General features: G+C 72.9%; 25 protein-coding genes. 15 read left to right on the top strand and 10 right to left on the bottom strand.

Translation table 11 applies throughout. The features are described 5' to 3' along the window. Positions 1 to 10 precede the first annotated feature (10 nt). Entirely contained in the window at positions 11 to 1180 is a 1170-nt protein-coding gene (locus ABEA87_RS33145) for a hypothetical protein (RefSeq protein WP_345636384.1), read from the top strand. Positions 1181 to 1216: 36 nt separating this feature from the next. On the opposite strand, the gene ABEA87_RS33140 is transcribed toward ABEA87_RS33145, so the two are convergent. After that, complete coding sequence (locus tag ABEA87_RS33140; RefSeq protein ID WP_345636383.1) at positions 1217 to 1897, bottom strand: LON peptidase substrate-binding domain-containing protein; 681 nt, start codon at positions 1895 to 1897, stop codon at positions 1217 to 1219. Positions 1898 to 2049: 152 nt separating this feature from the next. Here ABEA87_RS33140 and hisD point away from each other — a divergent pair, with 152 nt between their 5' ends. From hisD to hisF, 8 genes are all read left to right on the top strand, one after another. Further along, a complete protein-coding gene (gene hisD, locus ABEA87_RS33135; protein ID WP_345636382.1) occupies positions 2050 to 3393 on the top strand; it encodes a histidinol dehydrogenase in 1344 nt (447 codons plus the stop codon). Continuing rightward, positions 3390 to 4466 carry a histidinol-phosphate transaminase gene (locus ABEA87_RS33130; RefSeq protein WP_345636381.1) on the top strand — a complete coding sequence of 359 codons (1077 nt, stop codon included), beginning with the start codon at positions 3390 to 3392 and terminating at the stop codon, positions 4464 to 4466. The genes hisD and ABEA87_RS33130 overlap by 4 nt, the downstream gene beginning before the upstream one ends. 17 nt (positions 4467 to 4483) lie before the next feature. Next, positions 4484 to 5119 carry an imidazoleglycerol-phosphate dehydratase HisB gene (hisB, locus tag ABEA87_RS33125; protein ID WP_345636444.1) on the top strand — a complete coding sequence of 212 codons (636 nt, stop codon included), beginning with the start codon at positions 4484 to 4486 and terminating at the stop codon, positions 5117 to 5119. A 2-nt stretch (positions 5120 to 5121) separates the two neighbouring features. After that, complete coding sequence (locus tag ABEA87_RS33120) at positions 5122 to 5289, top strand: hypothetical protein (protein ID WP_345636380.1); 168 nt, start codon at positions 5122 to 5124, stop codon at positions 5287 to 5289. Continuing rightward, positions 5286 to 5909: an imidazole glycerol phosphate synthase subunit HisH gene (gene hisH, locus ABEA87_RS33115; RefSeq protein ID WP_345636378.1), complete on the top strand. Its 624-nt coding sequence runs from the start codon at positions 5286 to 5288 to the stop codon at positions 5907 to 5909. The genes ABEA87_RS33120 and hisH overlap by 4 nt, the downstream gene beginning before the upstream one ends. Positions 5910 to 5939: 30 nt before the next feature. Further along, positions 5940 to 6263 (top strand): hypothetical protein, encoded by a 324-nt coding sequence (locus ABEA87_RS33110; protein ID WP_345636376.1) that lies wholly within the window; start codon positions 5940 to 5942, stop codon positions 6261 to 6263. A gap of 13 nt (positions 6264 to 6276) precedes the next feature. After that, the gene (gene priA / locus ABEA87_RS33105) at positions 6277 to 6996 is read left to right on the top strand and encodes a bifunctional 1-(5-phosphoribosyl)-5-((5-phosphoribosylamino)methylideneamino)imidazole-4-carboxamide isomerase/phosphoribosylanthranilate isomerase PriA (RefSeq protein WP_345636374.1); all 720 of its coding nucleotides are present in this window, start codon (positions 6277 to 6279) and stop codon (positions 6994 to 6996) included. 189 nt (positions 6997 to 7185) lie between these two features. Continuing rightward, positions 7186 to 7947, top strand: coding sequence for an imidazole glycerol phosphate synthase subunit HisF (gene hisF, locus ABEA87_RS33100; protein ID WP_345636372.1), 762 nt, complete (start codon positions 7186 to 7188; stop codon positions 7945 to 7947). Between the two features lie 41 nt (positions 7948 to 7988). On the opposite strand, the gene ABEA87_RS33095 is transcribed toward hisF, so the two are convergent. After that, positions 7989 to 8387, bottom strand: coding sequence for a type II toxin-antitoxin system VapC family toxin (locus tag ABEA87_RS33095; protein ID WP_345636370.1), 399 nt, complete (start codon positions 8385 to 8387; stop codon positions 7989 to 7991). After that, positions 8384 to 8674, bottom strand: coding sequence for a type II toxin-antitoxin system Phd/YefM family antitoxin (locus tag ABEA87_RS33090; RefSeq protein ID WP_345636368.1), 291 nt, complete (start codon positions 8672 to 8674; stop codon positions 8384 to 8386). The genes ABEA87_RS33095 and ABEA87_RS33090 overlap by 4 nt, the downstream gene beginning before the upstream one ends. Before the next feature lie 51 nt (positions 8675 to 8725). Between ABEA87_RS33090 and ABEA87_RS33085 the strand changes: the two genes are divergently transcribed. Next, on the top strand, positions 8726 to 10246 hold the full coding sequence (locus ABEA87_RS33085) for a beta-N-acetylhexosaminidase (RefSeq protein WP_345636366.1): 1521 nt from the start codon (positions 8726 to 8728) through the stop codon (positions 10244 to 10246). Here the strand turns inward: ABEA87_RS33085 and yczE are convergent. After that, a complete protein-coding gene (gene yczE, locus ABEA87_RS33080; RefSeq protein WP_345636364.1) occupies positions 10140 to 10829 on the bottom strand; it encodes a membrane protein YczE in 690 nt (229 codons plus the stop codon). The genes ABEA87_RS33085 and yczE overlap by 107 nt on opposite strands. A gap of 59 nt (positions 10830 to 10888) precedes the next feature. Between yczE and yczR the strand changes: the two genes are divergently transcribed. Continuing rightward, positions 10889 to 12331 carry a MocR-like transcription factor YczR gene (gene yczR, locus ABEA87_RS33075; protein ID WP_345636362.1) on the top strand — a complete coding sequence of 481 codons (1443 nt, stop codon included), beginning with the start codon at positions 10889 to 10891 and terminating at the stop codon, positions 12329 to 12331. A 70-nt stretch (positions 12332 to 12401) separates the two neighbouring features. Here the strand turns inward: yczR and ABEA87_RS33070 are convergent, their stop codons facing one another. The 4 genes from ABEA87_RS33070 to ABEA87_RS33055 all read right to left on the bottom strand — a co-directional run bounded on the left by ABEA87_RS33070 (position 12402) and on the right by ABEA87_RS33055 (position 17596). Then, complete coding sequence (locus ABEA87_RS33070) at positions 12402 to 14201, bottom strand: AMP-dependent synthetase/ligase (protein ID WP_345636360.1); 1800 nt, start codon at positions 14199 to 14201, stop codon at positions 12402 to 12404. 266 nt (positions 14202 to 14467) lie between these two features. Then, positions 14468 to 15439 carry an ABC transporter permease gene (locus tag ABEA87_RS33065; RefSeq protein WP_345636358.1) on the bottom strand — a complete coding sequence of 324 codons (972 nt, stop codon included), beginning with the start codon at positions 15437 to 15439 and terminating at the stop codon, positions 14468 to 14470. Next, the gene (locus tag ABEA87_RS33060) at positions 15426 to 16373 is read right to left on the bottom strand and encodes an ABC transporter ATP-binding protein (protein WP_345636356.1); all 948 of its coding nucleotides are present in this window, start codon (positions 16371 to 16373) and stop codon (positions 15426 to 15428) included. The genes ABEA87_RS33065 and ABEA87_RS33060 overlap by 14 nt, the downstream gene beginning before the upstream one ends. 35 nt (positions 16374 to 16408) lie before the next feature. After that, complete coding sequence (locus ABEA87_RS33055) at positions 16409 to 17596, bottom strand: LolA family protein (protein ID WP_345636354.1); 1188 nt, start codon at positions 17594 to 17596, stop codon at positions 16409 to 16411. A 153-nt stretch (positions 17597 to 17749) separates the two neighbouring features. On the opposite strand from ABEA87_RS33055, the gene ABEA87_RS33050 reads away from it, so the two are divergent. Both ABEA87_RS33050 and ABEA87_RS33045 read left to right on the top strand, forming a co-directional pair. Continuing rightward, entirely contained in the window at positions 17750 to 18424 is a 675-nt protein-coding gene (locus tag ABEA87_RS33050; protein WP_345636353.1) for a response regulator transcription factor, read from the top strand. A 127-nt stretch (positions 18425 to 18551) separates the two neighbouring features. Continuing rightward, positions 18552 to 19838: a sensor histidine kinase gene (locus ABEA87_RS33045; protein WP_425570997.1), complete on the top strand. Its 1287-nt coding sequence runs from the start codon at positions 18552 to 18554 to the stop codon at positions 19836 to 19838. 38 nt (positions 19839 to 19876) lie between these two features. Here the strand turns inward: ABEA87_RS33045 and ABEA87_RS33040 are convergent, their stop codons facing one another. Next, positions 19877 to 20512, bottom strand: a complete 636-nt coding sequence (locus ABEA87_RS33040) for a TIGR03085 family metal-binding protein (RefSeq protein WP_345636349.1) — start codon at positions 20510 to 20512, stop codon at positions 19877 to 19879. Between the two features lie 91 nt (positions 20513 to 20603). On the opposite strand from ABEA87_RS33040, the gene ABEA87_RS33035 reads away from it, so the two are divergent. Then, on the top strand, positions 20604 to 22349 hold the full coding sequence (locus ABEA87_RS33035) for an ABC transporter ATP-binding protein (RefSeq protein ID WP_345636348.1): 1746 nt from the start codon (positions 20604 to 20606) through the stop codon (positions 22347 to 22349). Next, complete coding sequence (locus tag ABEA87_RS33030) at positions 22346 to 24142, top strand: ABC transporter ATP-binding protein (protein WP_345636347.1); 1797 nt, start codon at positions 22346 to 22348, stop codon at positions 24140 to 24142. Before ABEA87_RS33035 ends, ABEA87_RS33030 begins: the two co-directional genes overlap by 4 nt. 233 nt (positions 24143 to 24375) lie before the next feature. Here the strand turns inward: ABEA87_RS33030 and ABEA87_RS33025 are convergent, their stop codons facing one another. After that, positions 24376 to 25116 carry a class I SAM-dependent methyltransferase gene (locus tag ABEA87_RS33025; RefSeq protein WP_345636345.1) on the bottom strand — a complete coding sequence of 247 codons (741 nt, stop codon included), beginning with the start codon at positions 25114 to 25116 and terminating at the stop codon, positions 24376 to 24378. Between the last annotated feature and the right edge of the window lie 37 nt (positions 25117 to 25153).

The following is a 25153-nucleotide window of genomic DNA, read 5'->3' as shown; positions in this document are numbered from 1 at the left end:
GGATTTTTCGGTGAGCACCCCAACCCCAACCCCGGACTCCTCGGGGAACGGCGCGCGCCCCTCGGGCGACGGGTCGGACCAGGCGGGAGAACGGCAGCCGTCCGACACGGCCCCGACCACACCGCCGGCCGCCGCACCGCGGCCGGGCGCCGCGCAGCCGACCACCCCGCAGCCGACCGTCCCGCAGCCGGGTGCTCCTGAGTTCGGCTCCCCCGCGCCGGTGACTCCGTCGCAGGCAGCCCCGTCGCCGGTCAACCCGGCGCAGGTAGCCCCGGCGCACGCGGCGTCACCGGCTTCGGAGTTCGGCGACCCGCCATCGGGTGAGTTCGGGCCCCCCGGGCTCGCCGCGCCCGCCGGGCCGTTCGCCGCGGAGACCGCGCCCACGCCGCCGCCGCCGTCCCGGATCCGTGAGGTGCTGCTCGCTGTCGGGGTCGCCGCCTTGATCACCGCTCTGGGCTTCCCGCTGGGCTGGCTCTGGTCGGCCGCCGCGCCGTGGGTACCGGCCGAGAAGATCCCGGGCGCGGCGGTGCTCGCCCAGCCCGAGCAGGAGCAGATGATCGCCGAGGAGGGCTGGTACCTGCTGATCACGGTGGTGGCCGGGCTGCTGCTGGCCGTGCTGGCCTGGGTCCTCCTGCGCCGGTACCGGGGCGGGTTGATGCTGCTCGGGCTGGCCGTCGGCGGTGTGTTCGGCGGGGTGCTGACCCTGAAGTTCGGCCACCACATCGGGTACGCCCACTTCGTGAACCTGGTGCGCGACGCGCCGAACGGGACGCAGTTCCTGGCCCCGGTCAACCTGCGGGTGCAGGAGACCGGGCTGTGGCACCACTGGCTGCCGTACGCCCGGGGCGACGTGTTGGCGCTGGCCATTGCCGCGAGCGCGCTCTACCTGCTGCTGGCGGGGTTCTCCGCCCATCCGTCACTGCGCGGCCCGGACCCGGCTCAGGCGCAGCAGCCGGGCGCGCCGGCCTACCTGCCGGCCGGGGACTACTACCCGGCGCCGGCCGCCGGTGGTTACCCGCTGACCCCGCCCAACGGCGGCTACCCGCCGGCCCCGCCCGCCGCGGCGCCGCCCGCCGCACAGCCGCCCGCCGCACAGCCGCCCGCCGAGCCGAATCGCCCCGGCCCGGATCACCCCGAGCCACCCGCCAGCGGCCCGACCGCGCCGGCCTCGGACTCCTGAACCCCGGTCGTCGCGTCCGGGCCCGGTCGGGTCCGCTCAGTTGGGGCTGGTGGACACCGCGAGCTCGGACATCGGCACCGGCACCGCCCGTACCCGCTGCAGCAGCGCGACCTCCCGGTGCAGCATGGCGCGCTCGGCCCGCAGCCTGCTGGTGGTGTCCGGGCTGGCCAGCAGCGCCTGCCGGTCGGCCAGCGGCAGGGCGGTGGTGGCGGCGACCAGGTGGGACAGCACCGTGGCGTCCTCGGGCAGCTGCTCGCCCTCCCGATCCGGCCGCATCAGCCGCAGATAGCGCTGGAACAGCTCGAGCACGCCCGGGACCAGCCGGTCCGCGGCCTTGGCGGAATCCTCCGGCTCGTCCAGCCAGGTGACCTTGGCGACCAGGTACGGCTCGGCGTCGGCGTCGACCTGTTCGATGCGGAACCGGCGGTGCCCGACGGTCACCAGGTCGAACTGGCCGTCGGGGTGCTCGGTCACCTGCCGGATCTGGGCCGTGCAGCCGATCTGGTGCAGGGTCAGCGAGGTGCTGGACCCGGCGTGGTGGTCTACCTCCCAGCCGCGCTCGATGGCCACCACGCCAAATTCGCGGGGCTCACCCTCGGGCCGGTCGGTCAGCCGGCGCACCAGCGCGCGGTAGCGCTCCTCGAACACGTGCAGCGGCAGTACGAGCCCGGGAAAGAGCACCGTTCCCAGGGGGAAGAGGGGTAGCTCGTCGGTCACCTGCCGAGCGTATCCGAGTCGGGTACCGAGGATTTCTATAAGTTACTGCTTCTATTGATGGCTGTTCACATCGAAGGCGCGGGGTGTCCGCCTTGTCTCAACGCGTGGGCGTGGGCGGTTGGTCCGGATCCTGGCCGCCTACACTTGCCACCGTGTTGAACCGCATCGACCTGCGCATACCCGGGGCCCTGCCCAGCGGGGCGGACCTGCAGCGGCTGTTGCCGCGTGCCGGACTGGACGTGACGGTGGCCACCGAGCAGGTGCGCCCGATCGTTGAGGCGGTTCGCGAGCATGGTGCGCGAGCGGTGATCGAGGCTACCCATCGGATCGACAAGGTCACCCTGGCCGCCCTGCGGGTGCCGGCCGGGGAGCTGGAGGCCGCAGCCCAGGCACTGGATCCGGCACTGCGCGAGGCGCTGGGCACCGCCATCGAGCGCGCCCGCACGGTGCACTCCGACCAGCGCCGGCAGGAGGTCACCACGACACTGGCGGCCGGCGGCACGGTGACGCAGCGCTGGCGGCCGGTGCGCCGGGTGGGCCTCTACGTCCCCGGCGGCCTGGCGGTGTACCCGTCCAGCGTGGTGATGAACGTGGTGCCGGCCCAGGTGGCCGGGGTCGAGTCGATAGCCGTGACCAGCCCGCCGCAGCGCGACACCGGCCTGCCCCACCCACACATCCTGGCCGCCTGCGCCCTGCTGGGCGTCGACGAGGTATACGCGGTCGGTGGCGCGCAGGCGATCGCGATGCTGGCGTACGGCACCGAGGAGTCCGAGCCGGTCGACCTGATCACCGGACCGGGGAACGTCTGGGTCACCGCGGCCAAGCGGCTGGTGCGCGGCGTGGTCGGCATCGACGCCGAGGCCGGCCCGACCGAAATCGCGATCCTGGCCGACGACACCGCCGATCCCCGGCACGTCGCGGCCGACCTGATCAGCCAGGCCGAGCACGACCCGCTGGCGGCGAGCGTGCTGGTGACCACGTCGCCCGAGCTGCTGGCGGAGGTCGAGCGGGAGCTGGCGGCGCAGGTGACGGCGACCAAGCACACCGAGCGGATCGGCCAGGCACTGTCCGGGTCGCAGTCGGCCGCGGTCCTCGTCGAGGACATCGACGCCGGGCTGCGGGTGGTGGACGCGTACGCCGCCGAGCACCTGGAGATCCAGACCAGGCAGCCGCGGGCCGTGGCCGAGCGGGTGCGCAGCGCCGGCGCCATCTTCGTGGGCGCGTGGTCGCCGGTCTCACTGGGCGACTACTGCGCCGGCTCCAACCACGTGCTGCCCACCGGCGGCTGCGCGCGGCACTCCTCCGGCCTGTCGGTGCAGACGTTCCTGCGGGGGGTGCAGCTCATCGAGTACGACGAGCGGGCCCTGCGGGAGGTGGCCGGTCACGTGGTGACCCTGGCCAACGCCGAGGATCTTCCGGCACACGGCCAGGCGGTGACCGCCCGGTTCCCGGACGCCGACGGGGTGGCCGGCGACGCCCGGGGCGGTGCGGCGTGACCGCGGGCCTGGCCGGGCTGCCGATCCGGGATGAGCTGCGCGGGCACACTCCGTACGGGGCGCCGCAGTTGCAGGTCAGCGTGCGGCTCAACACCAACGAGAACGCGTACTCGCTGCCCGACGAGGTGGTCGCCGCCATGGAACGGGCGCTGGCGGCCACCCTGCGCGACCTCAACCGGTACCCGGAGCGGGAGGCCGTGGCGCTGCGCGCCGGGCTGGCCGCGTACCTGGGCCACGGGCTGGACGCCTCCCGGGTCTGGGCGGCCAACGGCTCCAACGAGGTCCAGCAGCAGTTGCTGCAGGCATTCGGCGGGCCGGGGCGCACCGCGCTCGGGTTCACCCCGGCGTACTCGATGCACCCCCTGATCTCCACGGCCACCGGTACCGGCTGGATCGACGGCCGGCGCTCGGCCGACTTCGGACTGACCGTGAGCGACGTGGTGGCGCAGGTCCGGGAGCACCGGCCGGACGTGGTGTTCCTCTGCTCCCCGAACAACCCGACCGGCACCTCGCTGCCGCTGGACGTGGTGTCCGCGGTGCTCGACGAGGCGCCCGGCATGGTGGTGGTGGACGAGGCGTACGCGGAGTTCCGCCGGCCCGGCACGCCCAGCGCGCTGGAGCTGCTGCCCGGGCACCAGCGGCTCGTGGTGACCCGCACGATGAGCAAGGCGTTCGCGCTCGCCGGGGTCCGGCTCGGCTACCTGGCGGCGGATCCGGCGGTGGTGGAGGCGGTCCAGCTGGTCCGGCTGCCGTACCACCTGTCGGCGCTGACCCAGGCGGCCGCCTCGGCGGCGCTGGCGCACGCGGACGTCCTGCTCGACACCGTCGAGGCGGTCAAGCACCAGCGCGACCGGATCGTCGCGACGCTGCGCGACTACGGTCTGACCGTGGCCGACAGCGACGCGAACTTCGTGCTGTTCGGACAGTTCCGGGACCAGAAGGCGGTGTGGCAGGCGCTGCTCACGCGCGACGTGCTGGTCCGCGACGTGGGCCTGCCGGGCTGGCTGCGGGTCTCGGCCGGCACTCCGGCGGAGACCGACGTCTTCCTGGCCGCGATGAAGGAGCTGGTGTGAGCGAGCGTGACAGCCCGATGAGCGTGTGGCGGGGTGGCCGCGCCAACCGCAGCGCCCGGATCGAGCGTTCGACCGCCGAGACCAAGGTGCTGGTGGAGCTGGACCTCGACGGCACCGGCGTCGCCGACATCGCCACCGGCATCGGCTTCTTCGATCACATGCTCGGCCAGATCGCCAAGCACGGATCGATCGACCTGCGGGTGGCCACCGAGGGCGACCTGGAGGTGGACGCCCACCACACGGTGGAGGACACCTCGCTCGCGCTGGGCGCCGCGCTGGCCGAGGCGCTGGGTGACAAGCGCGGCATCCGCCGCTACGGTGCCGCCCTGATCCCCCTGGACGAGGTGCTGGTGCAGGCGGCGGTGGACCTGTCCGGCCGGCCCTACGTCGTGCACGACGAGCCCGCCGCCATCGCCCCGCGGATCGGGCCCATCTACCCGACCTCGTTGACCCGGCATGTGTGGGAGTCGCTGGGGCACAGCGCGCGGATGACGCTGCACGTGTCGGTGCTGCGCGCCGGGCGCCCGGGCAGCCAGCCGGACGCGCATCACGTGGTGGAGGCGCAGTTCAAGGCGTTCGCGCGGGCGTTGCGCGACGCGGTCGCGCCGGATCCACGGGCGGCCGGGGTACCGAGTACGAAGGGCGTGCTGTAGAGATGCTCGCGGTGGTGCTGTGCGCGGTCGGCGGGGTGCTGCTCGGCGGTGCCTGGTCCCTGCGCAGCCAGGGCGCGCGCCGGCCGGCGATCGTGGTGGTCGCCGTGCTCGGGGTGATCGCGCTGGCCGCGGGGGTGCTCTGGCTGTTCCCTCACGGCGCGTCGTCGTGAGCGCCGGACCGGGCCCGTCGGTCGTCGTCCTGGACTACGGCTCGGGCAACCTGCGCTCGGCGCAGCGGGCTCTGGCTCGGGTGGGTGCCCAGGTGACGGTGACCGCCGACCTGGCCGCCGCGGCGGCGGCGGACGGACTGGTGGTGCCGGGCGTGGGCGCGTACGCGGCGTGCATGGCCGGCATCGAGGCGCTGGGCGCCGGGCCGGTGATCGCCGAGCGGGTCGCGGCCGGCGCGCCGGTGCTGGGCATCTGCGTGGGTATGCAGGTGCTGTTCTCCTCCGGTGAGGAGCATGGACTGGTGACCAAGGGCCTCGATCTGGTGCCGGGCGTGGTGTCCCGACTGGAGGCGCCCCGGGTGCCGCACATGGGCTGGAACACCGTCGCCGTACCGGCCGGCTCCGCGCTGTTCGACGGGGTGGCCGCGGGTACCCGGTTCTACTTCGTGCACTCGTACGCGGCCCGCCCGGCCGAGGGGCAGGGAGTGGTGACGGTGACCGAGCACGGTACGCCCTTCGTCGCGGCGATCGAGCGGGGTGCCCTGTGCGCCACCCAGTTCCACCCGGAGAAGTCCGGGGACGCCGGGGCCACCCTGTTGCGCAACTGGATCGCTACCCTGTGACCGCCATGACGGTGGCGAGGAGGTGGCGCGATGAGCAAGGAACGCGCGGCGCGTCGGGCGGTACGGCTGGCCGAGGCCCAGCGCGAGCAGGCCGCCCGGGAGCGTGCGGCGACCCGTCGGGCGCGGCGGCGCGCGCTGGTGCGCCGGGTGACGCCGCGCCTGCCCGACCGGCGCACCGGCCGGCTCTACCCGCGACGCACCCGGGCCCAGCGGGCCGCGATCGGGCTCGCCGCCCTGGTCGCGATAGCGCTGGTCTGGATGTACGTCGAGGATCTGGGGGCCCGCATCGCGCTGACCGCCCTCGTGATCGTGGCTTTGCCGGCGATCATTGTGCTGACCTTCGATCGCCGCTAGAGAGGAACACCCGATGCTGACCCTGCTCCCCGCCGTTGATGTCGCCGATGGCCAGGCGGTACGCATGGTGAACGGCGCGGCCGGCACCGAGACGAACTACGGCGATCCGCTGGAGGCGGCGCTGACCTGGCAGCGCGACGGTGCCTCCTGGGTGCACCTGGTGGACCTGGACGCGGCCTTCGGCCGGGGCTCGAACGCCGCCCTGCTGACCGACGTGGTGCGCCGGCTGGACGTCAAGGTGGAGCTGTCCGGCGGCATCCGCGACGACGAGTCCCTGCGCGCGGCGCTGGGCACCGGCGCCGCACGGGTCAACATTGGCACCGCGGCGCTGGAGAACCCCGAGTGGTGCGACCGGGTCGTGGGGGAGTACGGCGACCGGGTGGCCATCGGGCTGGACGTGCGCGGGCACACGCTCGCGGCCCGGGGCTGGACGCGCGACGGCGGTGACCTGTTCGAGGTGCTGGAGCGGCTGAACAAGGCCGGCTGCGCGCGGTACGTGGTGACCGACATCCGCCGGGACGGCACGATGACCGGCCCGAACCTGGACCTGCTGCGCGAGGTGTGTGCGCACACGGACGCACCGGTGATCGCGTCCGGCGGTGTGTCCACATTGGACGATCTGCGCGCGCTGGCCGGCCTGGAGGCCGACGGCGTGGAGGGCGTCATCGCCGGCAAATCGCTCTACGCCGGAGCGTTCACGGTCGCCGAGGCCCTCGCGGTGCTGAGTTCATGAGCGTGACCGCAGCGAAGCGAGGATCCGGCATGAGTGAGCGTCAGCGAGTGAGTCGGGGTTGCGGCGCGTTGGTGCCTCGTGTCGGACCGCAGCGAAGCGAGGATCCGGCATGAGCGAGCGTCAGCGAGTGAATCGGAGTTGCAGCGCGTTGGTGCCTCGTGTCGGACCGCAGCGAAGCGAGGATCCGGCATGAGCGTTGCTGTACGGGTCATCCCCTGCCTGGACGTGGACGCGGGCCGGGTGGTCAAGGGCGTCAACTTCCTCAACCTGCGCGACGCCGGCGACCCGGTCGAGTTGGCCGCCGCGTACGACGCGGCCGGTGCGGACGAGCTGACCTTCCTGGACGTCACCGCCTCGGCCGATGGCCGCTCCACCATGCTGGACGTGGTGCGGCGCACCGCCGAGTCGGTGTTCATCCCGCTGACCGTCGGCGGTGGGGTGCGCGCGGTGTCCGATGTGGACACACTGCTGCGCGCCGGCGCGGACAAGATCGGCGTGAACACCGCGGCCATCGCCCGGCCCGAGCTGCTGTCCGAGATCGCCGAGCGGTTCGGGCGGCAGGTGCTGGTGCTATCGCTGGACGTGCGTCGCTCGCCGTCGGCGGCGAGCGGGTTCGAGGTGACGACGCACGGCGGGCGGCGCGGTACCGGACTGGACGCGGTCGAGTGGGCGGCGCGCGGCGCCGACCTGGGCGCCGGCGAGATCCTGCTCAACTCGATGGACGCGGACGGCACCAAGGACGGCTTCGACCTGGAGCTGATCCGGGCGGTGCGGGCGGCGGTGTCCATCCCGGTGATCGCCTCGGGTGGCGCGGGGCGGGCGGCCGACTTCCCGCCGGCGGTGGACGCCGGCGCGGACGCGGTGCTGGCGGCGAGCGTGTTCCACTTCGGCGAGGTGTCCATCGGCGCGGTCAAGGACGAGCTGCGCGGCGGGGGCTACCCGGTCCGCTGAGCCGGGGTCGAGGCACGGCCGCGCTATTTCCCGGGGCGAGGTCAGCGCGGGGCGGCCGTGGGCAGCCCGGCGTGGTTGGCGGCGCCGAGCAGCCGCCGGTCGTACGTGACGAACGCGGTCAGCGCCGCGCCCAGGCTCTGCGCGGTGGCCAGGTGGATCGCGTCCAGGCTGCGCAGCCCGGGATCGGCCAGCCGGCCGGCCGCGTCCAGCAGTTGTTCGCTCAGCGCGATGGTGATGACCGCCGCGAGCAGCCGGTCACCGGTGTGCAGCAGCTTGGCCGGGGCGTCGATGCGCCGCAGCGCGCGGCGGACCTCGGTGCGCACCAGCGCGCTGGCCACGTGTCGCTGGTCGGCGTGGGCGCGTAGGTAGTTCTCCAGGGCGTCGGTCTCCGGCGCGGGGCTGACGAGCTTCACCAGGGCGCAGGAGTCGAGGTAGATCACCGCTCAGACTCGTCGTCGCGCAGTTCGTGCAGCGCGTCGGTCAGCCGGTTGGACGAGGTGCCGCGCGGGGTGCGCCAGCCGGCCAGGCCGCCGATCCGGTCCTCGTCGGGGTCGACTGCCCCGGACGCGATCAGCTTCTCCCAGGCGGCCACCTCGGGATCGGGCGCGCTGAGCACGGCCACCAGCACGCCGTTACGAGTGATCTCCACCCGCTGCCCGGCCTCGACCTGCGCGATGACCTCGCTGGCGTGACGCTGCAACCGGCGGATGGGAACTCGTACCGTCATGCGTTCCACCATAGCGTGCGTCGGTGGCACACGGTGACGTACGCTAACTCAATGTATGCCCGACCGATAGTGCCGAAGCCCATCACGCTGTCCGCACGGGACGGCGTGTTCACTCTCGACGACAGCACCCCGCTGCTCGCCCCCGAACCGCTCGCCGACCTGGTCCGTGAGCTGATCGGTCCGGCCACCGGGCTGCGGTTCGCGCCCGGCTCGGGGGGCATCGAGCTGGAGGTCGTCGATGACGGCGCGCTCGGCGCCGAGGGGTACCGGCTGGCGGTGTCGCCGGACGGGATCAGGGCGGCCGGTACCGAGGCCGGCCTGCGCTGGGCGGTGCAGACGCTGCGCCAGCTGCTGCCGGTGGAGGTCTACGCCGACAAGCTGGTGCCCGGCATGCGCTGGGAGGTGTCGTGCGTCGAGATCGTGGACGTGCCCCGGTACGAGTGGCGGGGCGGCCTGCTGGACGTGGCCCGGTGGTGCCACCCGCTGAAGTTCCTGTACCGGTACGTCGACCTGCTCGCCATGCACAAGCTCAACCGGATGCACCTGCACCTGACCGACGACCAGGGCTGGCGCTTCGAGGTCCGGAAATACCCGAAGCTGACCGAGGTCGGCGGCTGGCGACGGGAGTCCGCGGCCGGGCACGCCCGGGAGGGGCGGTTCGACGGCACCCCGCACGGCGGCTGGTACTCCCAGCAGGAGCTGCGCGATCTGGTCGGGTACGCGGCCCGGCGCGGGGTGTCGATCATGCCGGAGATCGACGTGCCCGGCCACATGGAGGCCGCCATCTCCGCCTACCCGTGGCTGGGCAACTATCCGAGCCGGCAGCTGGAGGTGCGCACCTCGTGGGGGATCTCGCAGCACATCCTCAACGTCGACGACGCCACGGTGCGGTTCGTCACCGACGTGCTCGACGAGGTTGTCGACGTGTTCCCGTTCGAGTACATCCACCTGGGCGGCGACGAGGTGCCACCGGACGAGTGGCTGGCGTCGGAGTCGGCCCGGCGCCGGGCCGAGGCCGCCGGTCTGTCCAGAGTGGACGGCTTGGTGGGCTGGTGGGCGGGCCGGCTCGCCGAGCACCTGGCCGGCCACGGACGGCGGATAGCGGTCTGGGACGAACTGCTGGACCGCAACCCGCCGCCCGGGTCGCTCGTCTTCGCCTGGCAGGACGCGTCGCGGGTGGCCGCCGCCCAGGAGGCCGGTTTCCGGGTGGTCGCGGTGCCGCAGGAGTACGCGTACCTGGACTGGGCGGAGTCCAACTCGCCCGATGAGCCGTTGGCGATCCGGGGCACCCTGCCGCTGTCCACCATGTACGGGTACCGCCCCGGCGACGTCCTCGGCGTGCAGGGCCAGGTGTGGAGCGAATACCTGCCGACCCCGGACCTGGTCGAGTACCGTGCGTTCCCCCGGCTCGCGGCGTTCGCCGAGATCGGCTGGGCGGCACCGGAGCCGCGCGACCTGGCCGAGTTCACCGGTCGGCTGTCAGGGCATCTGAGCCGGTTGGATGTGCTCGGGGTGCGGTACCGGCGGCTGGATCCGGCCGGTCAGTCGCAGTCGCCGGCCGGCGCGTCGTGAACAGCGGCAGGAACAGCTGCACCAGCGGGCCGATGGCCAGCGCGTAGAGCACCGTACCCACGTTGAACACGCCGCCCAGCACGGCGCCGGCGATGACCACGACCACCTCGATCCCGGTCCGGACCAGGCGGATCGACCGCCCGGTCCGGGCCGCCACCCCGGTCATCAGGCCGTCTCGCGGTCCGGGCCCGTACGACGCTCCGATGTAGAGGCCGCCGGCCACTCCGTTGAGCACGATGCCGGAGACCAGCAGCGCCGCCCGCGCCGCGATCGGGTGCGGTGCCGGGAGAAGGTCCAGGGTGGCGTTGGCCACCGGGCCGATGATCACTACGTTGCTGATCGTGCCGAGGCCGGGGCGCTGGCGCAACGGGATCCAGAACAGCAACACGATCGCGCCGACGCCGATGGACACCCAGCCGAACGCCAGCCCGGTGTGGCGCGCGATGCCCTGGTGCAGGACGTCCCAGGGCATGCTGCCGAGATGGCTCTGGATCATCAGGCCGGTGCTCACGCCGTACAGGATGAGACCGGTGTAGAGCTGGGCCAGCCGCCTCGGGTGCCGTGAGTTGCCAATCTTGGTCATGGATGCCACTCTGAGGGCCAATCGGGGTGAGGCAAAGAGCCAATTTCGGGGGTTTGGACGTGACAAGCGTGCTGCACGGCAGCCAACTGGCCCGCCTGCTGGGCAGATGGGACGCCGGCCGGGGAGTGCCGGATTACGCGGCGCTCGCCACGGCGGTGCGTGGGCTGCTCAGCGACGGTCGGCTGCCGCTCGGGGTGCGGCTGCCCGCCGAGCGGCAGCTGGCCGCCGCCCTGGGCATCAGCCGCACCACGGTCACCGCCGGGTACCGGCTGCTGCGGGAGACCGGCCACGTGACCAGCCGGCGTGGCGCCGGAAGCTGGACCACGATGCCCGGCGGTGCCCGGGTCGGTGCCGCCGGCATCTGGACCGCCAGCCCCGCGCCGGACATGATCGACCTTGGCCGTGCCGCCCTGGACGCGCCGCCCGAGTTGGCCTCGGCGGCCGCCGAGGCGCTGACCGACCTGCCGCGCTACCTCGGCGACGTGGGATACCACCCGGTCGGGCTGATCGAGCTGCGCGAGGCGATCGCCCGCGGCTACACCGACCGCGGCCTGCCCACCGGGCCGGATCAGATCATGATCACTAGTGGCGTGCAGAACGCGCTGGACCTCGCGATCCGGCTCCTGGTGCCGGTCGGCCAGCCGGTGCTGGTGGAGTCCCCGACCTACCCCAACGCGCTGGTCGGCTTCGCGGCGAGGCGGTCCCGGATGGTCACGTACGGGATCGGCGAGGCAGGCTGGGACCGCGAACTGCTGCTCGACATCCTGCGCCAGAACCGGCCCCGGGCGGCGTACCTGATCCCGGAGTTCCAGAACCCGACCGGCCACCTGATGCCGGTGGACCTGCGCGAGCGGCTGCCCGCCGCCGCGCACGCCGCCGGTACCGACCTGATCGTCGACGAGTCCTTTGTGGACCTCGCGCTGGACATCGACGAGATGCCGCCGCCGGTGGCCGCATTCGACCGGCACGCCCGCGTGCTGTCGATCGGCGGGATGAGCAAGACCTACTGGGGTGGCCTGCGTATCGGCTGGATCCGTGCGGCGGCACCGATCGTGCAGCGCCTGGCCGCCGTGCGGGTCGGCGTGGACATGTCCGGGCCGGTGATCGAGCAGCTGGTCGCGGCCCGGCTGCTGGCGCACGCGCAGACCGTGGTCGAGGCCCGGCGGGCCCGGCTGCGCCGGCAGCGGGACGTGCTGGTGGCGGCGCTACGCGAACGGCTGCCCGAGTGGCGCTTCCGGGTGCCGGCCGGCGGCGTGACGCTCTGGCTCGAGCTGGACGCGCCGATCTCCAGCCCGCTGTGTCGGACCGTGGAGCAGGACGGGGTGCGGCTGGCGCCCGGTCCGCGCTTCGGCATGGACGGCACCATGGAGCGCTTCCTGCGCATGCCGTTCACACTGCCGGAGGCCGACCTGCTCGCCGCGGTGGACCGCATCGTGCGGGCCCGGGGCGAGCTGGACCGCCCGTACCGGCGCAGCTACGAATCCCCCGCCCTAGTCGCCTGAGCCGGTCTTTGGTGAGGCGAGCACAGCCCGGCTGGTCGCCTGAGCGGAGCTGGGCCGGTCCGAGCCGGTTCTAGATCTCGGCGAGGGTGCCGGCGTACATCGACTCGATGTCGGCCGCGAACGCCTGCTCCACCACCCGACGCTTGACCTTCATCGACGGGGTCAGCTCGCCGTCCTCGATCGACAGGTCGCGCGGCAGGATGGCGAACTTCTTGACCGTCTCCCAGCGGTTCAGCTCGCCGTTGAGCCGCTCGACGTAGCCGGCGATCAGCTCGCGGGCCGCGGGTGAAGCGGCGATCTCCTGGTACGGCCGGCCGGCCAGCGGGCCGCCCCGCGCCCACCCGGCGATCGCGTCCGGGTCCAGCGTGACCAGCATCGTGCAGAAGTTGCGCGACTGGCCGATGACCAGCGCCTGCGACGCGTACGGGCACAGCGACTTGAACAGCCCCTCCAGGTGCGAGGGCGCGACGTACTTGCCGCCGGAGGTCTTGATGAGGTCCTTCTTGCGGTCGGTCACCCGCAGGTACCCGGCGGAGTCCAGCTCACCGATGTCGCCGGTGCGCAGGAACCCGTCCTCGGTGAACACGGCCGCCGTCTGCTCGGGCAGGTTGTGGTACCCGCGCATGATCGGCGCACCGCGCAGCAGGATCTCGCCGTCGGAGTCCAGCCGGCATTCCAGGTCGCCCACGGCGTTGCCGACCGTGCCGATGCGCACCTGGCCCAGCCGGTTGACGAAGTTCGCCGCACTGGACTCGGTGAGCCCGTACCCCTCCAGGATCGGCAGGCCGGCGATGGCGAAGAACTCGGCGATCTGATCGGCCAGCGGGGCGGACCCGGACACGAGCACCCGGATGTGGCCGCCCAGCCGGGCGCGCAGCTTGGCGAAGACCAGCCGGTCCGCGATCCGCCGGCGCAGCGCCAGGCCGGCCGGAATCGGCGTACCGGCCTGCTCGTGCCGCAGCGCCTCGCGGCCGACCCGTACCGCCCAGGTGAAGATCTTCGCCTTGGCCCCGCCACCGCTCATCGCGGTGCTGACCGCGGCGTTGTAGACCTTCTCGTACACGCGGGGCGCGGAGCACATGAGCGTCGGGCGCACCTGGCCCAGCTTCTCGACCAGCCGGTCCACCCGACCGTCCACATAGGTGGGTAGCCCGGCGTGCGTGAGCCCGCAGATCAGCGCCTTGCCGAACGAATGGGACAGCGGCAGCCACAGGTACTGCAGGTCGTCGTCGTGCATCACGCCGGTGTCCGCCTGCACGATGCCCTGCCAGCACCAGCCGCGGTGCAGCAACTCGACGCCCTTGGGCCGCCCGGTGGTGCCGGAGGTGTAGATCAGCGTGGCCAGCTGGTCGGGCTGGATGGCGTCGACGACGCGATCGACCAGGCCGGGGTCCCCGGCGAGCGCCTCGGTGCCCCGGCGCTCCAGCTCGGCGAGGCTGATCGCGCCCGGGGCGTCGCCGTCGATGACGATCACCTCGCGCAGCCCGGCGTCGGCGACCTTGGCAGCCTGCGCCGCGTCCTCCGCGATCAGCACGGTCGAGCCCGAGTCGCGCACGATGTAGGTCGCCTCGTCGGGCTCGGTGGTCGGGTACACGGTGGTGGTCGCCGCGCCCGCACACATCACGCCGAAGTCGGCGAGCACCCACTCGAGGCGGGTGCTGGAGAGGATCGCCACCCGATCCTCGGGCCGCACGCCCAGCCCGATGAGCCCGGCGCCGATGGCGTTCGCCCGCCTGCCCACCTCGGCCCAGGTCAGCCACGCCACCTGTTCGTCGGGAGTCGGATAACCCAGCGCGCGTCGGTCGGGGGTGGCGGTGACCCGGCTGCGGAGCATGTCGGGAATGGAACGGTACGGGACATCCAGCGCCATGGTCGCGAGCCCTCCGCTGCTCTTCGGTTTTGTTACCGCACAGTAGGACTTAACAGACCGGTAATCCAGGGTCCCGGATGTATCAATTCGAAGGCGGGGCGGCCTGCTCGGCGGTTGGCGGTGGGGAGGCGCCGGGCACGCGCCGATCCACCGCACCGGGCGACGGCTGGCGCCGTCGCCCGGTGCGGTGGATGCAGTTCCGTCGCGAGAGCTGGCTGAGCCCGAACGCGCGTTCTCCGTCGACCGCTACCCGGCCGACCTCATCGTCAGGCGGTAACGTCCCGGCCGCCGAAGCGCGCCCACGCCGCCGTCCCGAAGATGGCCGTGTAGGCCAGCGCCGAGAGCAGCCCCGGCCGCAGCGTCGCGAGTTCGATCGGGTCGCGCATCAGGTCGCCGAAGGCGGTCCAGTAGTGCGTCGGCAGGTACCGGTGGATGACCGCGAGCTGCGGGATGGCGTCCATGATCTCGCTGGCCAGGGTGAGCACCAGGATGGCGATGGTGGCACCGATCGGCTGCTCGGTCAGCGTGGAGACGAACAGTCCGATGGCGCCCAGCGCGGTGAGGCACGCCGCGAGGTACAGGATGACCAGCAGCAGGCGCCCCACCCCGGTCCAGAACGGCAGGGTGCTGCCGGACAGGGTGACCACCGGGCCGCCACCGAACAGGGCCAGCCCCAGCCCGGCGCCGACGACCGCCACCAGCAGCGTCGCGCACAGCGCGAACACCGCCACCGCGGCGAACTTCACGACCAGCAGCCGGGTGCGATCCACCGGTACCACCAGCAGGTACCGCAGCGTGCCCTGGTGCGCCTCGCCGGCCACGGCGTCCCCGGCGATCGCGGCGATGGCCAGCGGCAGGAACAGCGGCATCTCCACCATCAGCGCGGTCAGCGCCACGAAGATCCCGTTGCCGGTGATCTGGTTGAGGAACTCGCCGCCGCCCGCCGACGGCGGCGACACCTTGACCGCGATGCCGATGATGACCGGTACGGCGGCCAGGATCAGGAAGCCCACCCAGTTGCGCCGGCGGCCGAAGATCAGCGTCAGTTCGGAGCGGAAGAACCGGCCGGACAGCGCGCGGGGGCGGTACGGCGCCCCGGTCGCGGCCGGGCCGGGCGCCGGCAGCTGGACCGGTACCCGCGCCGGCCTCGCCGGCTGGTCGCCGCCGGTGCCGGCCGGCTCGTCGAGTTGGGTCGCGTTCTCCCGATCCGTGGGGTGCCGCCGGTCAGCCACTGACATCGAAACCTTCCCCCGTCAGCTGCACGAACAACTCCTCCAGTCCGGCCCGGCGCGCGGCGAAGCCGCTCACCGGCACGTCCGCGTGCACCAGCGCGGCCACCACCCGTTCCGGTGGTACGTCGCCAAGCAGCCCGGACGCCTCGTCGGGCGCGGTCTCGACACCGGCCAGGCCCAGCTCGCGCAGCACCGTCGCGGCCCGGTCGGGCGCGGAGGTGACGACCTGCGCCCGGGGCGCGCTGCGCGCCCGCAACTCGGCGAGGGTGCCCTGCGCGACGAGGCTGCCCAGGTGCATCACCCCGACGTGGGTGCAGATCTGCTCCACCTCGGACAGCAGGTGGGTGGAGAGCACGACGGTGGTGCCGGTGGCGGCCAGCGCGCCGAGCAGCGTGCGCACCTCGCGGGTGCCCTGCGGGTCCAGCCCGTTCGTGGGTTCGTCGAGGATCAGCAGGTCGCGCGGGCGCAGTAGGGCACCGGCGATGGCCAGCCGCTGGCGCATGCCCAGCGAGTAGTGCCGGTACCGCTTGTCGGCCGCGGCGCTCAGCCCGACCCGGTCCAGGGCGGCGCCGATCCGAGCCCGGGCGGTGGCCGGGTCGACGGTGCGATCGGCCGCGTCCAGCCGGCGCAGGTTGGCGCGGCCGGACAGGTACGGGTGGAACGCCGGCCCCTCGACCAGCGCGCCGACCCGGGGCAGCACCCTCGCGGCGCGGGCCGGCATCGGCTCGCCGAGCAGTTCGTGGCGGCCCGAGGTCGGCGCGATCAGCCCGAGCAGCAGCCGGATGGTCGTGGTCTTGCCGGACCCGTTCGGGCCGAGGAACCCGTACACCGAACCGGCGGGAACGGCCAGGTCGACGGCGTTCACCGCGACCTGACCGGAATGGAAGCGCTTGGTCAACCCGGCCGAGCTGATAGCCAGCCCGGCCGGGTCGTCGATCACGGAGATCGGGTGACGGTCGGTTACCGCCGTGGAGTTCACCGCAGCGCCGCCGCCGGGTCCGCCGCGGCCTTCTGCAACTGGTCGCCGCCGACCGCGCCGATCAGCACCCGCCCGTCGTCGGTGAGCAGCACCGAGAACAGCCGGGACTGCAGCAGGTGCCCGGTGCCCCAGTCGCCGCTGACCGACGGCAGGGAGCCGAGGAAGCTCATCAGCCCGGGCTCGGTGGCGCCGGACCCCTGGCCCGCCGCGCCGGTACTGGAGAGCATCGAGCCGCCGCCCATCGGCAGTCGCGCCGCGAGGATCGAGGTCCAGCCGCTGCCGATGACCGCGGTCTCCGGCTGGCTGGCGGCCTGGTGCAGCGCCTGGTCTGTGCCCTCCTCGACCTTCGTGTTCGGCGGCGGCGTGAAGGCGAACCGGTCGTCGTCGGGCCGGCTGAAGTCGACCTGACTGAACCCGATGGAGAACGAGGGAGCCGCCGCGTGGCCCTTGGCGAACACCTCGACCTGGGTCGGCACGTGCCTTACCGCGTCGATCGCGACCTGCACCTTGGCGATGAGTGAGTCGGAGTTCTTGGGCGCGAGGGAAAGCACGTACGCGGGACGCCCAGCGACCTGGGTGGGTCCGGCCGAGCTGACGGTGGTGGTCGCGCCCATCAGCAGGAGTGCCTGCTCGGCGGCCTGCTGTGGAGTGGTGGCCGCGCCGGCCATGCTGGGCAGGTCGGTGGCCGGCCGCACGTTACGGCTCGCGCCCGGTCGCACGCCCCCGCTCGCGCCCGGGCCGCTCGGCACGGCGTTGGCCAGGTCGAGATGGGTGGCGGTGTCTTCTGAGCTGGACCAGATCCAGGCGTCGTCGCCGTTGCGGATGATGTCCGACTCGCCCACGGCGCCGAGCAGCGCGACGCGGGTCTTGTCGGGTCCGGCGTACCAGACGCGCAGCGTGTGCGAGCCGCTGACCAGGGAGTTGAGCTGGGAACTGCCGTCGCCGCCGGTGCTGTCGGGCAGTGCCGGCAGGCCGAGGTCGGCCTTCTCGACCACGGTCCCGGACACTCCGGTGACGTCGGCGCTCTGTACATCCACCATGAGCTGGGCCGGACTGCGCGCGGGCAGTGACACGTTGGCCGCGGCGCGGAGCTGGGTGCTGAGCATTCCGCCGCCAAGGACGGCCACCAGCACGCCGGCGGGCAGTGCCCACCGGACTAAAGGCCTTGTCGCCATTACGGACATGGGGTTTCGACCTCCTCGGATACCTGTCGGCGCCCTGTTGCTGGTCGGCACCTTGGTTACTGGTTGTCACCTTCCATCCTGTCTGAAGCTTGCTGTGCGGGTCCTGAGACCAGCAGAATTCGGTCAAACAAAAAAAGTGTCATTCTGGTTCTCGTGCGACTGTTGGTAGTGGAGGACGAGCCCCGGCTGGCCCGGGCGTTGCAACGCGGGCTGTGCGCCGAGGGGTACGTGGTCGACCTCGCCGGTGACGGGGTGACCGGCCTGGAGGCGGCGCGTCACGAGGCGTACGACGTGGTGGTGCTCGACATCATGCTGCCCCAGCTCAACGGGTACCGGGTCATCCAGACCCTCCGGAACGAGGGCAACTGGGTGCCGGTGCTGATGCTCTCCGCCAAGGACGGGGAGTACGACCAGGCGGACGGGTTGGACGCCGGCGCCGACGACTACCTGACCAAGCCGTTCTCGTTCGTGGTGCTGCTGGCCAAGATCCGGGCGTTGCTGCGCCGGGGTGCACCGCAGCGGCCATCGGTACTGGTCGCCGGCTCGCTGAGCCTCGACCCTGCCACCCGGCGGGTGCTCCGGGACGGCGACGAGATCAACCTGACGGCCCGGGAGTACGCGCTGCTGGAGTACCTGATGCGCCGCTGCGATCAGGTGGTCACCAAGACCGAGCTGCTCGACCACGTGTGGGACGCCGGTGCCGACACCGACCCGAACGTGGTCGAGGTGTACGTCGGGTACCTGCGTCGCAAGATCGACCAGCCGTACGGGCAGCGCTCGCTGCAGACCATCCGGGGCGCCGGGTACCGGTTGGCCGGGGTCGAGTGAGCGTCCGGCTGCCGGAGCGGCCGGGCCGTCGTCGCACGCACCGGGCGGCGCTCTCGCCAGCGGTTGCGCGTCGCCGGGGGGCGGATCGGTGACCTGGTTCCGGCGGCTGACCCTGCGCGGGCGGCTCATCCTCATCGGCAGCGTGGGCCTGGCCGTGGGCCTGCTGCTCGGCGGCCTGCTGCTGGTCGCGGTGCTGCACTACGTGCTGATCAGGGCGGTCGACAACGGGGCACGTGGCACCGCGGACGACATCGCGTCGCTGATCTCGGCCGACGCCTTGGCCGACCCGATCCCGACCGCCGGCACGCAGTACATCCAGGTCCTCGACGCTCAGGACCGGATCCGGGCCGCCTCGGTCGGCGCCGACCGGCTGCGCCCGTTGCTGCACGACGACGAGCTGGCCAGGGCCCGGTCCGGGCACGTGGTGGTGGTCGCGGCGAACCGGATCGGCCTGACCGGCCAGCTGCGGGTGGTGGCCGCCAGGTCCACCGACCGTACGGTGCTGGTGGCCGCGCCCGACCGGGACGTGCAGGAGAGCGTGCTCACTGTGCGTGACGTTCTGTTGATCGCGTACCCGCTGCTGGTCGGCGCGTTGGCCGGGCTGGCCTGGCACGTGGTCGGCTGGGCGCTGGCCCCGGTGGAGGCGCTGCGCCAGGGCGCCGAGGAGATCAGCGGGGGGCAGGCAGGCCGGCTGCCCGTGCCCGAGGGCGACGACGAGGTGCACCGGCTCGGCATGACCCTCAACCGGATGCTCGGCCGGCTGGACGCGGCCCGGCAGCGCCAGCGCGACTTCGTCGCCGACGCCGCCCACGAACTGCGCAGCCCGATCGCGTCGCTGCGTACCCAGCTGGACGTCGCCGCCCACATCGGCGAGCCGGCCTCCATTCCGGATCTGGCGGTGGAGGTGGACCGGCTCGGCCGCCTGGTCGACGACCTGCTGCTGCTGGCCAGGGCGGAGGAGGGCGACCCCCGGCTGCGCAGGCGGGAACCGGTGGAGCTGACCGCCCTGCTGCGCGACGTGGCCCCGTCCGGTGCCCGGGTTCCGGTGCACGTGACGCCGGGTGAGCCGCAGTGGACGATCGGGGATCCGGGCGCGCTACGCCAGGTGTTCGACAACCTGGTGACCAACGCGGTACGCCACGCGACCTCCCGGGTCACGCTGGCTGCGGGCCGGTCGGCGGACCGGGTGGTGGTCACGGTCACTGACGACGGGCCGGGCATCCCGGCGGCGGACCGGGACCGGGTGTTCGACCGGTTCACCCGGCTGGATGACGCCCGCGCCCGCGACTCGGGCGGCGCGGGTCTGGGCCTGGCCATCGTGCGGGAGCTGGTCCGGCTGCACAACGGCACGATCATCCTGGGCGACGCCGGCCCGGGGCTGCGGGTGGCCATCGCGCTGCCGCCCCGCCCCTGAGCCCACTGACCGGCCGAGCGGGTCAGCGGGTCAGCGGGTCAGATGCCGAGTTTGGCCTCACGCAGCCGGGCGGCGAGCTCCTCCGGTCCGGTCACCTCGGCCCGCGACGCCGCCTGCCGGCCGCTGAGGAACATCACCAACTCGCCCGGGTCCCCGGTCAGCCACAGCTGCTGCCCGGCGCCGGTCTGGACCTGCCCGTACCCGGCCGCCACCACCAGTACGGAGGCGGGAAACCCGCGCACCGCTCGGCGGCCGAGGCCGGGGATCGCCTTCCACAGCGCCTGGCTCAGCGGCCTGGGCAGGGCACGGGGCTGCCAGTCCGGCTGGGCGCGGCGCACGTCCTCCTGGTGGATGAAGAACTCCAGGGTGTTGGCGGCCCGGTCGAGCGCGTCGATGCTGGACAGCGGCGACCAGCGCGGCGGGCGCCGCACCTCGTCGACCAGCTGATCGAACGGGCGGGCCGCCACCGCGGCCTGGACCCGGGCGAGGTGCCCGGCCAGCGGTCGCAGCATGATCCCGGCGGCGGCGTCCGGCCGGCGTTCCCGGACGATCAGATGGGCGGCCAGATCTTTGGTCTGCCAGCCGGTGCAGAGGGTGGGCTGGTCCGGACCGAGGTCGGCCAGCAGGTCACAGAGGCTTTCCCGCTCGATCCGGGCATAGTTGGGCGGCGCCACGCCATCGAGCTTAGCCAGCGGCGAACCCGATTGCGCCACGGTCGGGGCATGCCGTAAGACTGTAACGGGCAGAAGCGGGGGAGGTACTGACATGCTCGGTCGCGGGCTGCGACTGTTGGGGCGGGCAATCCACGACGAACCGGGCATGTTCACCTACGGGGTGCTGGGCAGCAGCCTGTTCGCCCTCATGACGGTGGCCAGCGCGTACGTGGTCGGCGCCGTGGTCGGACGGGTAGCGGTGCCGGCGTTCCAGGCGCACCGGGTGGCCACCGGCGGCCTCACGCTGGGCGCCGCCGTGATCGTCGCCGTCGCCGTGCTGAAGGTGGTCGGCATCTTCGGCCGCCGGCTGGGCGCCGGGCGGATGCAGTTCAACCTGGAGGCGCGGTACCGGCGACAGGTCACCCGCCGGTACCTTGACCTGCCGATCGCGTGGCACCAGCGGCACGCCACCGGTGAGCTGCTGTCCAACGCCAACGCGGACATCGAGGCGGCCTGGTACCCGATCGCGCCGTTCCCGTTCGCGGTCGGCACCATCGTCATGCTGGTCGCCGCGGTGGTGTCGCTGTTCGTGGTGGACTGGGTGCTGGCCCTGGTCGGGGTAGGACTGTTCCCGCTGCTGTTCGGCGTCAACGTGCTCTACTCCCGGGCGGTCAGCGGCCGGGTGACCCGGGCCCAGCAGCTGCGCGCCGAGGTCAGCACCGTCGCGCACGAGAGCTTCGACGGCGCCTTGGTGGTCAAGGCGATGGGCCGCGAGCAGGCCGAGACGCTTCGGTTCGCGGGGCGGGCCGGGGAACTGCGCGACGCGATGATCTCGGTAGGTCGGGTGCGCGGGCTGTTCGATCCGGTACTCGACGCGCTGCCCAGCCTGGGTACCCTGGCCGTCCTGCTGGTCGGCGCGCTGCGGCTGCGCTCCGGCGCGATCGACCTCGGCGACGTGGTGAGCGTGTCGTTCCTGTTCACCGTGCTGGGCTTCCCGGTGCAGGCGATCGGGTACCTGCTGGCCGAGCTGCCCCGGTCCGTGGTCGGCTGGGAGCGGGTGCAACGGGTGCTGGTCGCGTCCGGCGACATGGTCTACGGCGAGGTGCCGCAAGCCGAGCGCGGTCCCGCGACGCTGACGTTCGACCGGGTCAGTTTCGGGTACGGCGGCGGGCCGCTGGTGCTGCACGACATCAGCTTCGAGGTACCGGCGGGGCGGACCGTCGCGCTGGTCGGGCCGACCGGCTCCGGCAAGTCCACGGTCGCGTCCCTGGCCGCCCGGCTGGTCGATCCGGGATCGGGCACCGTGTCGCTGGACGACCGGCCGCTGCCCGAGCTGTCCGCCGCCGCCCTGGCCGGCGCGGTGGCGCTGGTACCGCAGGTGCCGTTCGTGTTCGACGACTCGGTACGCGGGAACGTGACCCTGGACCGGGAAGGCATCGACGACGCGCAGGTCTGGCAGGCGTTGCGGCTCGCCCAGGCGGACGGCTTCGTGGCCGCCCTGCCCGACAGCATGGCCACCGCGGTCGGCGAGCGCGGCACCTCGCTGTCCGGCGGTCAGCGCCAGCGGCTGACCCTGGCCCGAGCCCTGGCCGGGCGCCCCGGGCTGCTGATCCTGGACGATGCCACCAGCGCGGTGGACCCACGGGTCGAGGCCGCGATCCTGGCCGCGCTGCGCGGGGCCGACGCGGGAGCCTCGGTGCTGGTCGTCGCGTACCGGCGGGCCACCATCGCGCTGGCCGACGAAGTGATCTACCTGGAGCGGGGGCGGGTGGTGGCCCGCGGCACCCACCCCGAGCTACTCGAGACGGTGCCCGGCTACGCCGCTTTGGTCCGCGCATACGAGCAGGTGGCAGCGTGAGTGGTCAGGCCGCCGGGCGGCTGTCCGCGCTGCGCCGGGGGTTGACCCTGGCGCCGCAGTTCCGTCGCCGGCTCGGCGGCACCGTGCTGCTCGGCGTGATCGGCACCATCGGCAAGGTCGTCGTGCCGGTCGCCGTTCAGCAGGGCATCGACGGCGGGCTGGAGGCGCCCGGCGGGCCCGACCTGGGGCGTGTGGTGCTCATCGTGGCGGTCACCCTCGCCATCCTGGTCATCACCACGCTCAGCGGGTACGCGATGAACGTGCGGCTCTACATTGCCAGCGAGAGCGCCCTGGCCGACATCCGTACCCGCACGTTCCGGCACATCCACGACCTGTCGATGCTGCACCAGCAGTCGGAGCGGCGCGGTTCGATGGTGTCCCGGGTGACCACCGACATCGACCAGATCAGCCAGTTCCTCCAGTACAGCGGCGTCAACCTGCTGCTGTCGGCGGGCCAGTTGGTGGTCACCACGATAGTGATGATCGTGTACTCCTGGCAGCTGACGATAGTGGTCTACCTGGCCTTCGCCCCGATGATCCTGGCCACCCGATGGTTCCAGCGCCGGCTGTCCGCCCTGTACGGGGGCGTGCGGGTGGCGGTCGGCGCGATGCTCGCGGCGATCGCGGAGAGCGTGGTCGGCGCCAGCGTCATCCGGGCGTACGGGATCCGTGACCGCACCGCGCGGCGGCTGGACGCGACCATTGAGGCGAACCGGCGGGCCGAGTACCGGGCCCAGCGGATGGCCGTGCTCGGCAGCCAGTTCGGTGAGCTGTCCGCCGCCGTGGCCACGGCCGCCGCCGTGGTGGTCGGCGTGGTGCTCGGCATCGGCGGGCACGGGATCACGGTCGGCATGCTGACCGCGTTCCTGTTCCTCGTGGTGCTGTTCATCCAGCCGGTTCAGACGATGACAGAGGTGATCACCCAGGCGCAGAACGCGATCGCGGGCTGGCGACGGGTACTGGAGATCCAGGACATCGAGCCGGACGTCGCCGACCCGGGCGGCGACGGCGTACCTCTGCCCGACGGCCCATTGGATGTGGATTTCCGGGACGTGTCGTTCGCGTACCCGGGCGGCCCGGACGTGCTGTCCCGGGTGGAGCTGCGGATCCCGGCCCGGCGCCGGGTGGCGGTGGTCGGCGAGACCGGCAGCGGCAAGACGACGCTGGCCAAGCTGCTGACCAGGCTCATGGACCCGACCCGGGGCGAGGTGCTGGTGGGCGGCCGGCCGTTGACCGACGTCCGCTTCGACAGTCTTCGCCAGCGGGTGGTGATGGTGCCGCAGGACGGCTTCCTGTTCGACGCGACCGTCGCCGACAACGCGCGGTTCGGTCGGCCGGAGCTGACCGACGAGCAGGTCGGTGCGGCCTTCACCGACCTGGGCCTCGCGGACTGGCTGGCCGGGCTGCCGGACGGCCTGGCCACCCAGGTCGGCGAGCGCGGCGAGGCGCTGTCGGTGGGTGAGCGGCAACTGGTGGCGCTGGCCCGCGCGTACCTGGCCGATCCCGACCTGCTGGTACTCGACGAGGCGACCAGCGCGGTCGACCCGGCCACCGAGGTACGGCTGCAACGCACCCTGGACGCGGTGACCCGGGGCCGTACCACCGTGGCCATCGCGCACCGGCTGTCCACGGCGGAGGGCGCGGACGAGGTGATAGTGGTCGACGCCGGCCGGATCGTGCAGCGCGGGCCGCACGCGACGCTGCTGCGCGAGCCCGGATCCGTGTACGCCAAGCTCTACGCGTCGTGGCTGGAGCAGACCCGGGCCGACGGGGTGGCCGCCTCCGGAGGGTGAGTCCGGTCGCTCCGGGCCGAAACCCCTGCGGTACCCGGCCGTCCGGATCTCATACCAGCGCCGTATCTTCGCCGGCAATCCGCGCGGTGGCGCCGTCGACCGTGGAACGGACGGGCCCGGGGCGGCTACGCTGACCATCCCATCGGGGGAGCGCGGGCGGGCACCCCGACGCCCCGTTGGGGAGCGTGGATCCCAGCACCCTGGCCGCGGGAGCCTCCAGCCGGTTCCCGTGGTCAGGGCTTGGCGTACACGCTCAGCGCGAACCTCGCCGCCCGGTACCGGTCGGTGGTCGGCCGGGGCAAGTCGCGCAGCAGATCGACGGCGGGCACCACCTGCCGCTGCCAGGTCTCGTCGTCCACGTCCCACAGGTACGAGTAGACCCGCTCCTCCAGCCGGTCGGCGACATCGTCCGGGGACTCGGTGAAGGGCACCTTGCCGGTCATCGTGTCGGCCACCGAGCCCAGCCCGGCCGTCCTGGCCGCGTCGAGGATCGCCAACTCCGAGTCGGGCCGCCGGCCGCGCAGCCGCGCCAGCGGGCGCATCGCCTCCTCGATGTCGTCCGGGTCGTGTACCGATCGGCCGTGCACAATGACCAGCCGGCCCTCCGGCATCAGTACCCGGGCCGCCTCGCTGACGGCCAGCCGGATGTCGTCCAGCAGGTGCAGTACCGAGGCGATGACGACGTTGCCCACCGCGCCGGTGGCGACCGGAAGCGCCAACGCGTCGGCGCGCACCACCCGACCGGGCAGCCGTTCCCGGGCCACGGCCAGCATCGGGGCGGACAGGTCGACGCCGGCCACCGGGTGCCCCCGGGCGAACAGTTCGGCCGCGATCAGCCCGGTGCCGACGCCGATTTCCAGGACCGGGCCCGGCCCCAGCCAGCGATGCATGTCCATGCCGATCTGCCGGCCGCGGGCCGTCCCGCCGCGGGTGGCGTCGTACCGGCTGGCGACCCGGTCGAACGGTACGGGCACGCGTTCAGGGTAACCGCACCACCGCCCGCCACCAGTG

The sequence above is a fragment of the Rugosimonospora acidiphila genome (assembly GCF_039543385.1).
GTDB lineage: Bacteria > Actinomycetota > Actinomycetes > Mycobacteriales > Micromonosporaceae > Rugosimonospora > Rugosimonospora acidiphila.
Note: the sequence above shows the minus strand (reverse complement) of the source record. Positions and strands in the feature narration are given on the sequence as shown.

Bases quoted from the DNA above. Each gene is read 5' to 3' on its own strand.
- hisB (WP_345636444.1), top strand. From the start codon at position 4,484: ATGAGCGTGTGGCGGGGTGGCCGCGCCAACCGCAGCGCCCGGATCGAG.
- ABEA87_RS33120 (WP_345636380.1), top strand. From the start codon at position 5,122: ATGCTCGCGGTGGTGCTGTGCGCGGTCGGCGGGGTGCTGCTCGGCGGT.
- ABEA87_RS33110 (WP_345636376.1), top strand. From the start codon at position 5,940: ATGAGCAAGGAACGCGCGGCGCGTCGGGCGGTACGGCTGGCCGAGGCC.
- priA (WP_345636374.1), top strand. From the start codon at position 6,277: ATGCTGACCCTGCTCCCCGCCGTTGATGTCGCCGATGGCCAGGCGGTA.
- hisF (WP_345636372.1), top strand. From the start codon at position 7,186: ATGAGCGTTGCTGTACGGGTCATCCCCTGCCTGGACGTGGACGCGGGC.
- ABEA87_RS33090 (WP_345636368.1), bottom strand. From the start codon at position 8,674: ATGACGGTACGAGTTCCCATCCGCCGGTTGCAGCGTCACGCCAGCGAG.
- ABEA87_RS33085 (WP_345636366.1), top strand. From the start codon at position 8,726: ATGTATGCCCGACCGATAGTGCCGAAGCCCATCACGCTGTCCGCACGG.
- yczE (WP_345636364.1), bottom strand. From the start codon at position 10,829: ATGACCAAGATTGGCAACTCACGGCACCCGAGGCGGCTGGCCCAGCTC.
- ABEA87_RS33070 (WP_345636360.1), bottom strand. From the start codon at position 14,201: ATGGCGCTGGATGTCCCGTACCGTTCCATTCCCGACATGCTCCGCAGC.
- ABEA87_RS33065 (WP_345636358.1), bottom strand. From the start codon at position 15,439: ATGTCAGTGGCTGACCGGCGGCACCCCACGGATCGGGAGAACGCGACC.
- ABEA87_RS33055 (WP_345636354.1), bottom strand. From the start codon at position 17,596: ATGTCCGTAATGGCGACAAGGCCTTTAGTCCGGTGGGCACTGCCCGCC.
- ABEA87_RS33035 (WP_345636348.1), top strand. From the start codon at position 20,604: ATGCTCGGTCGCGGGCTGCGACTGTTGGGGCGGGCAATCCACGACGAA.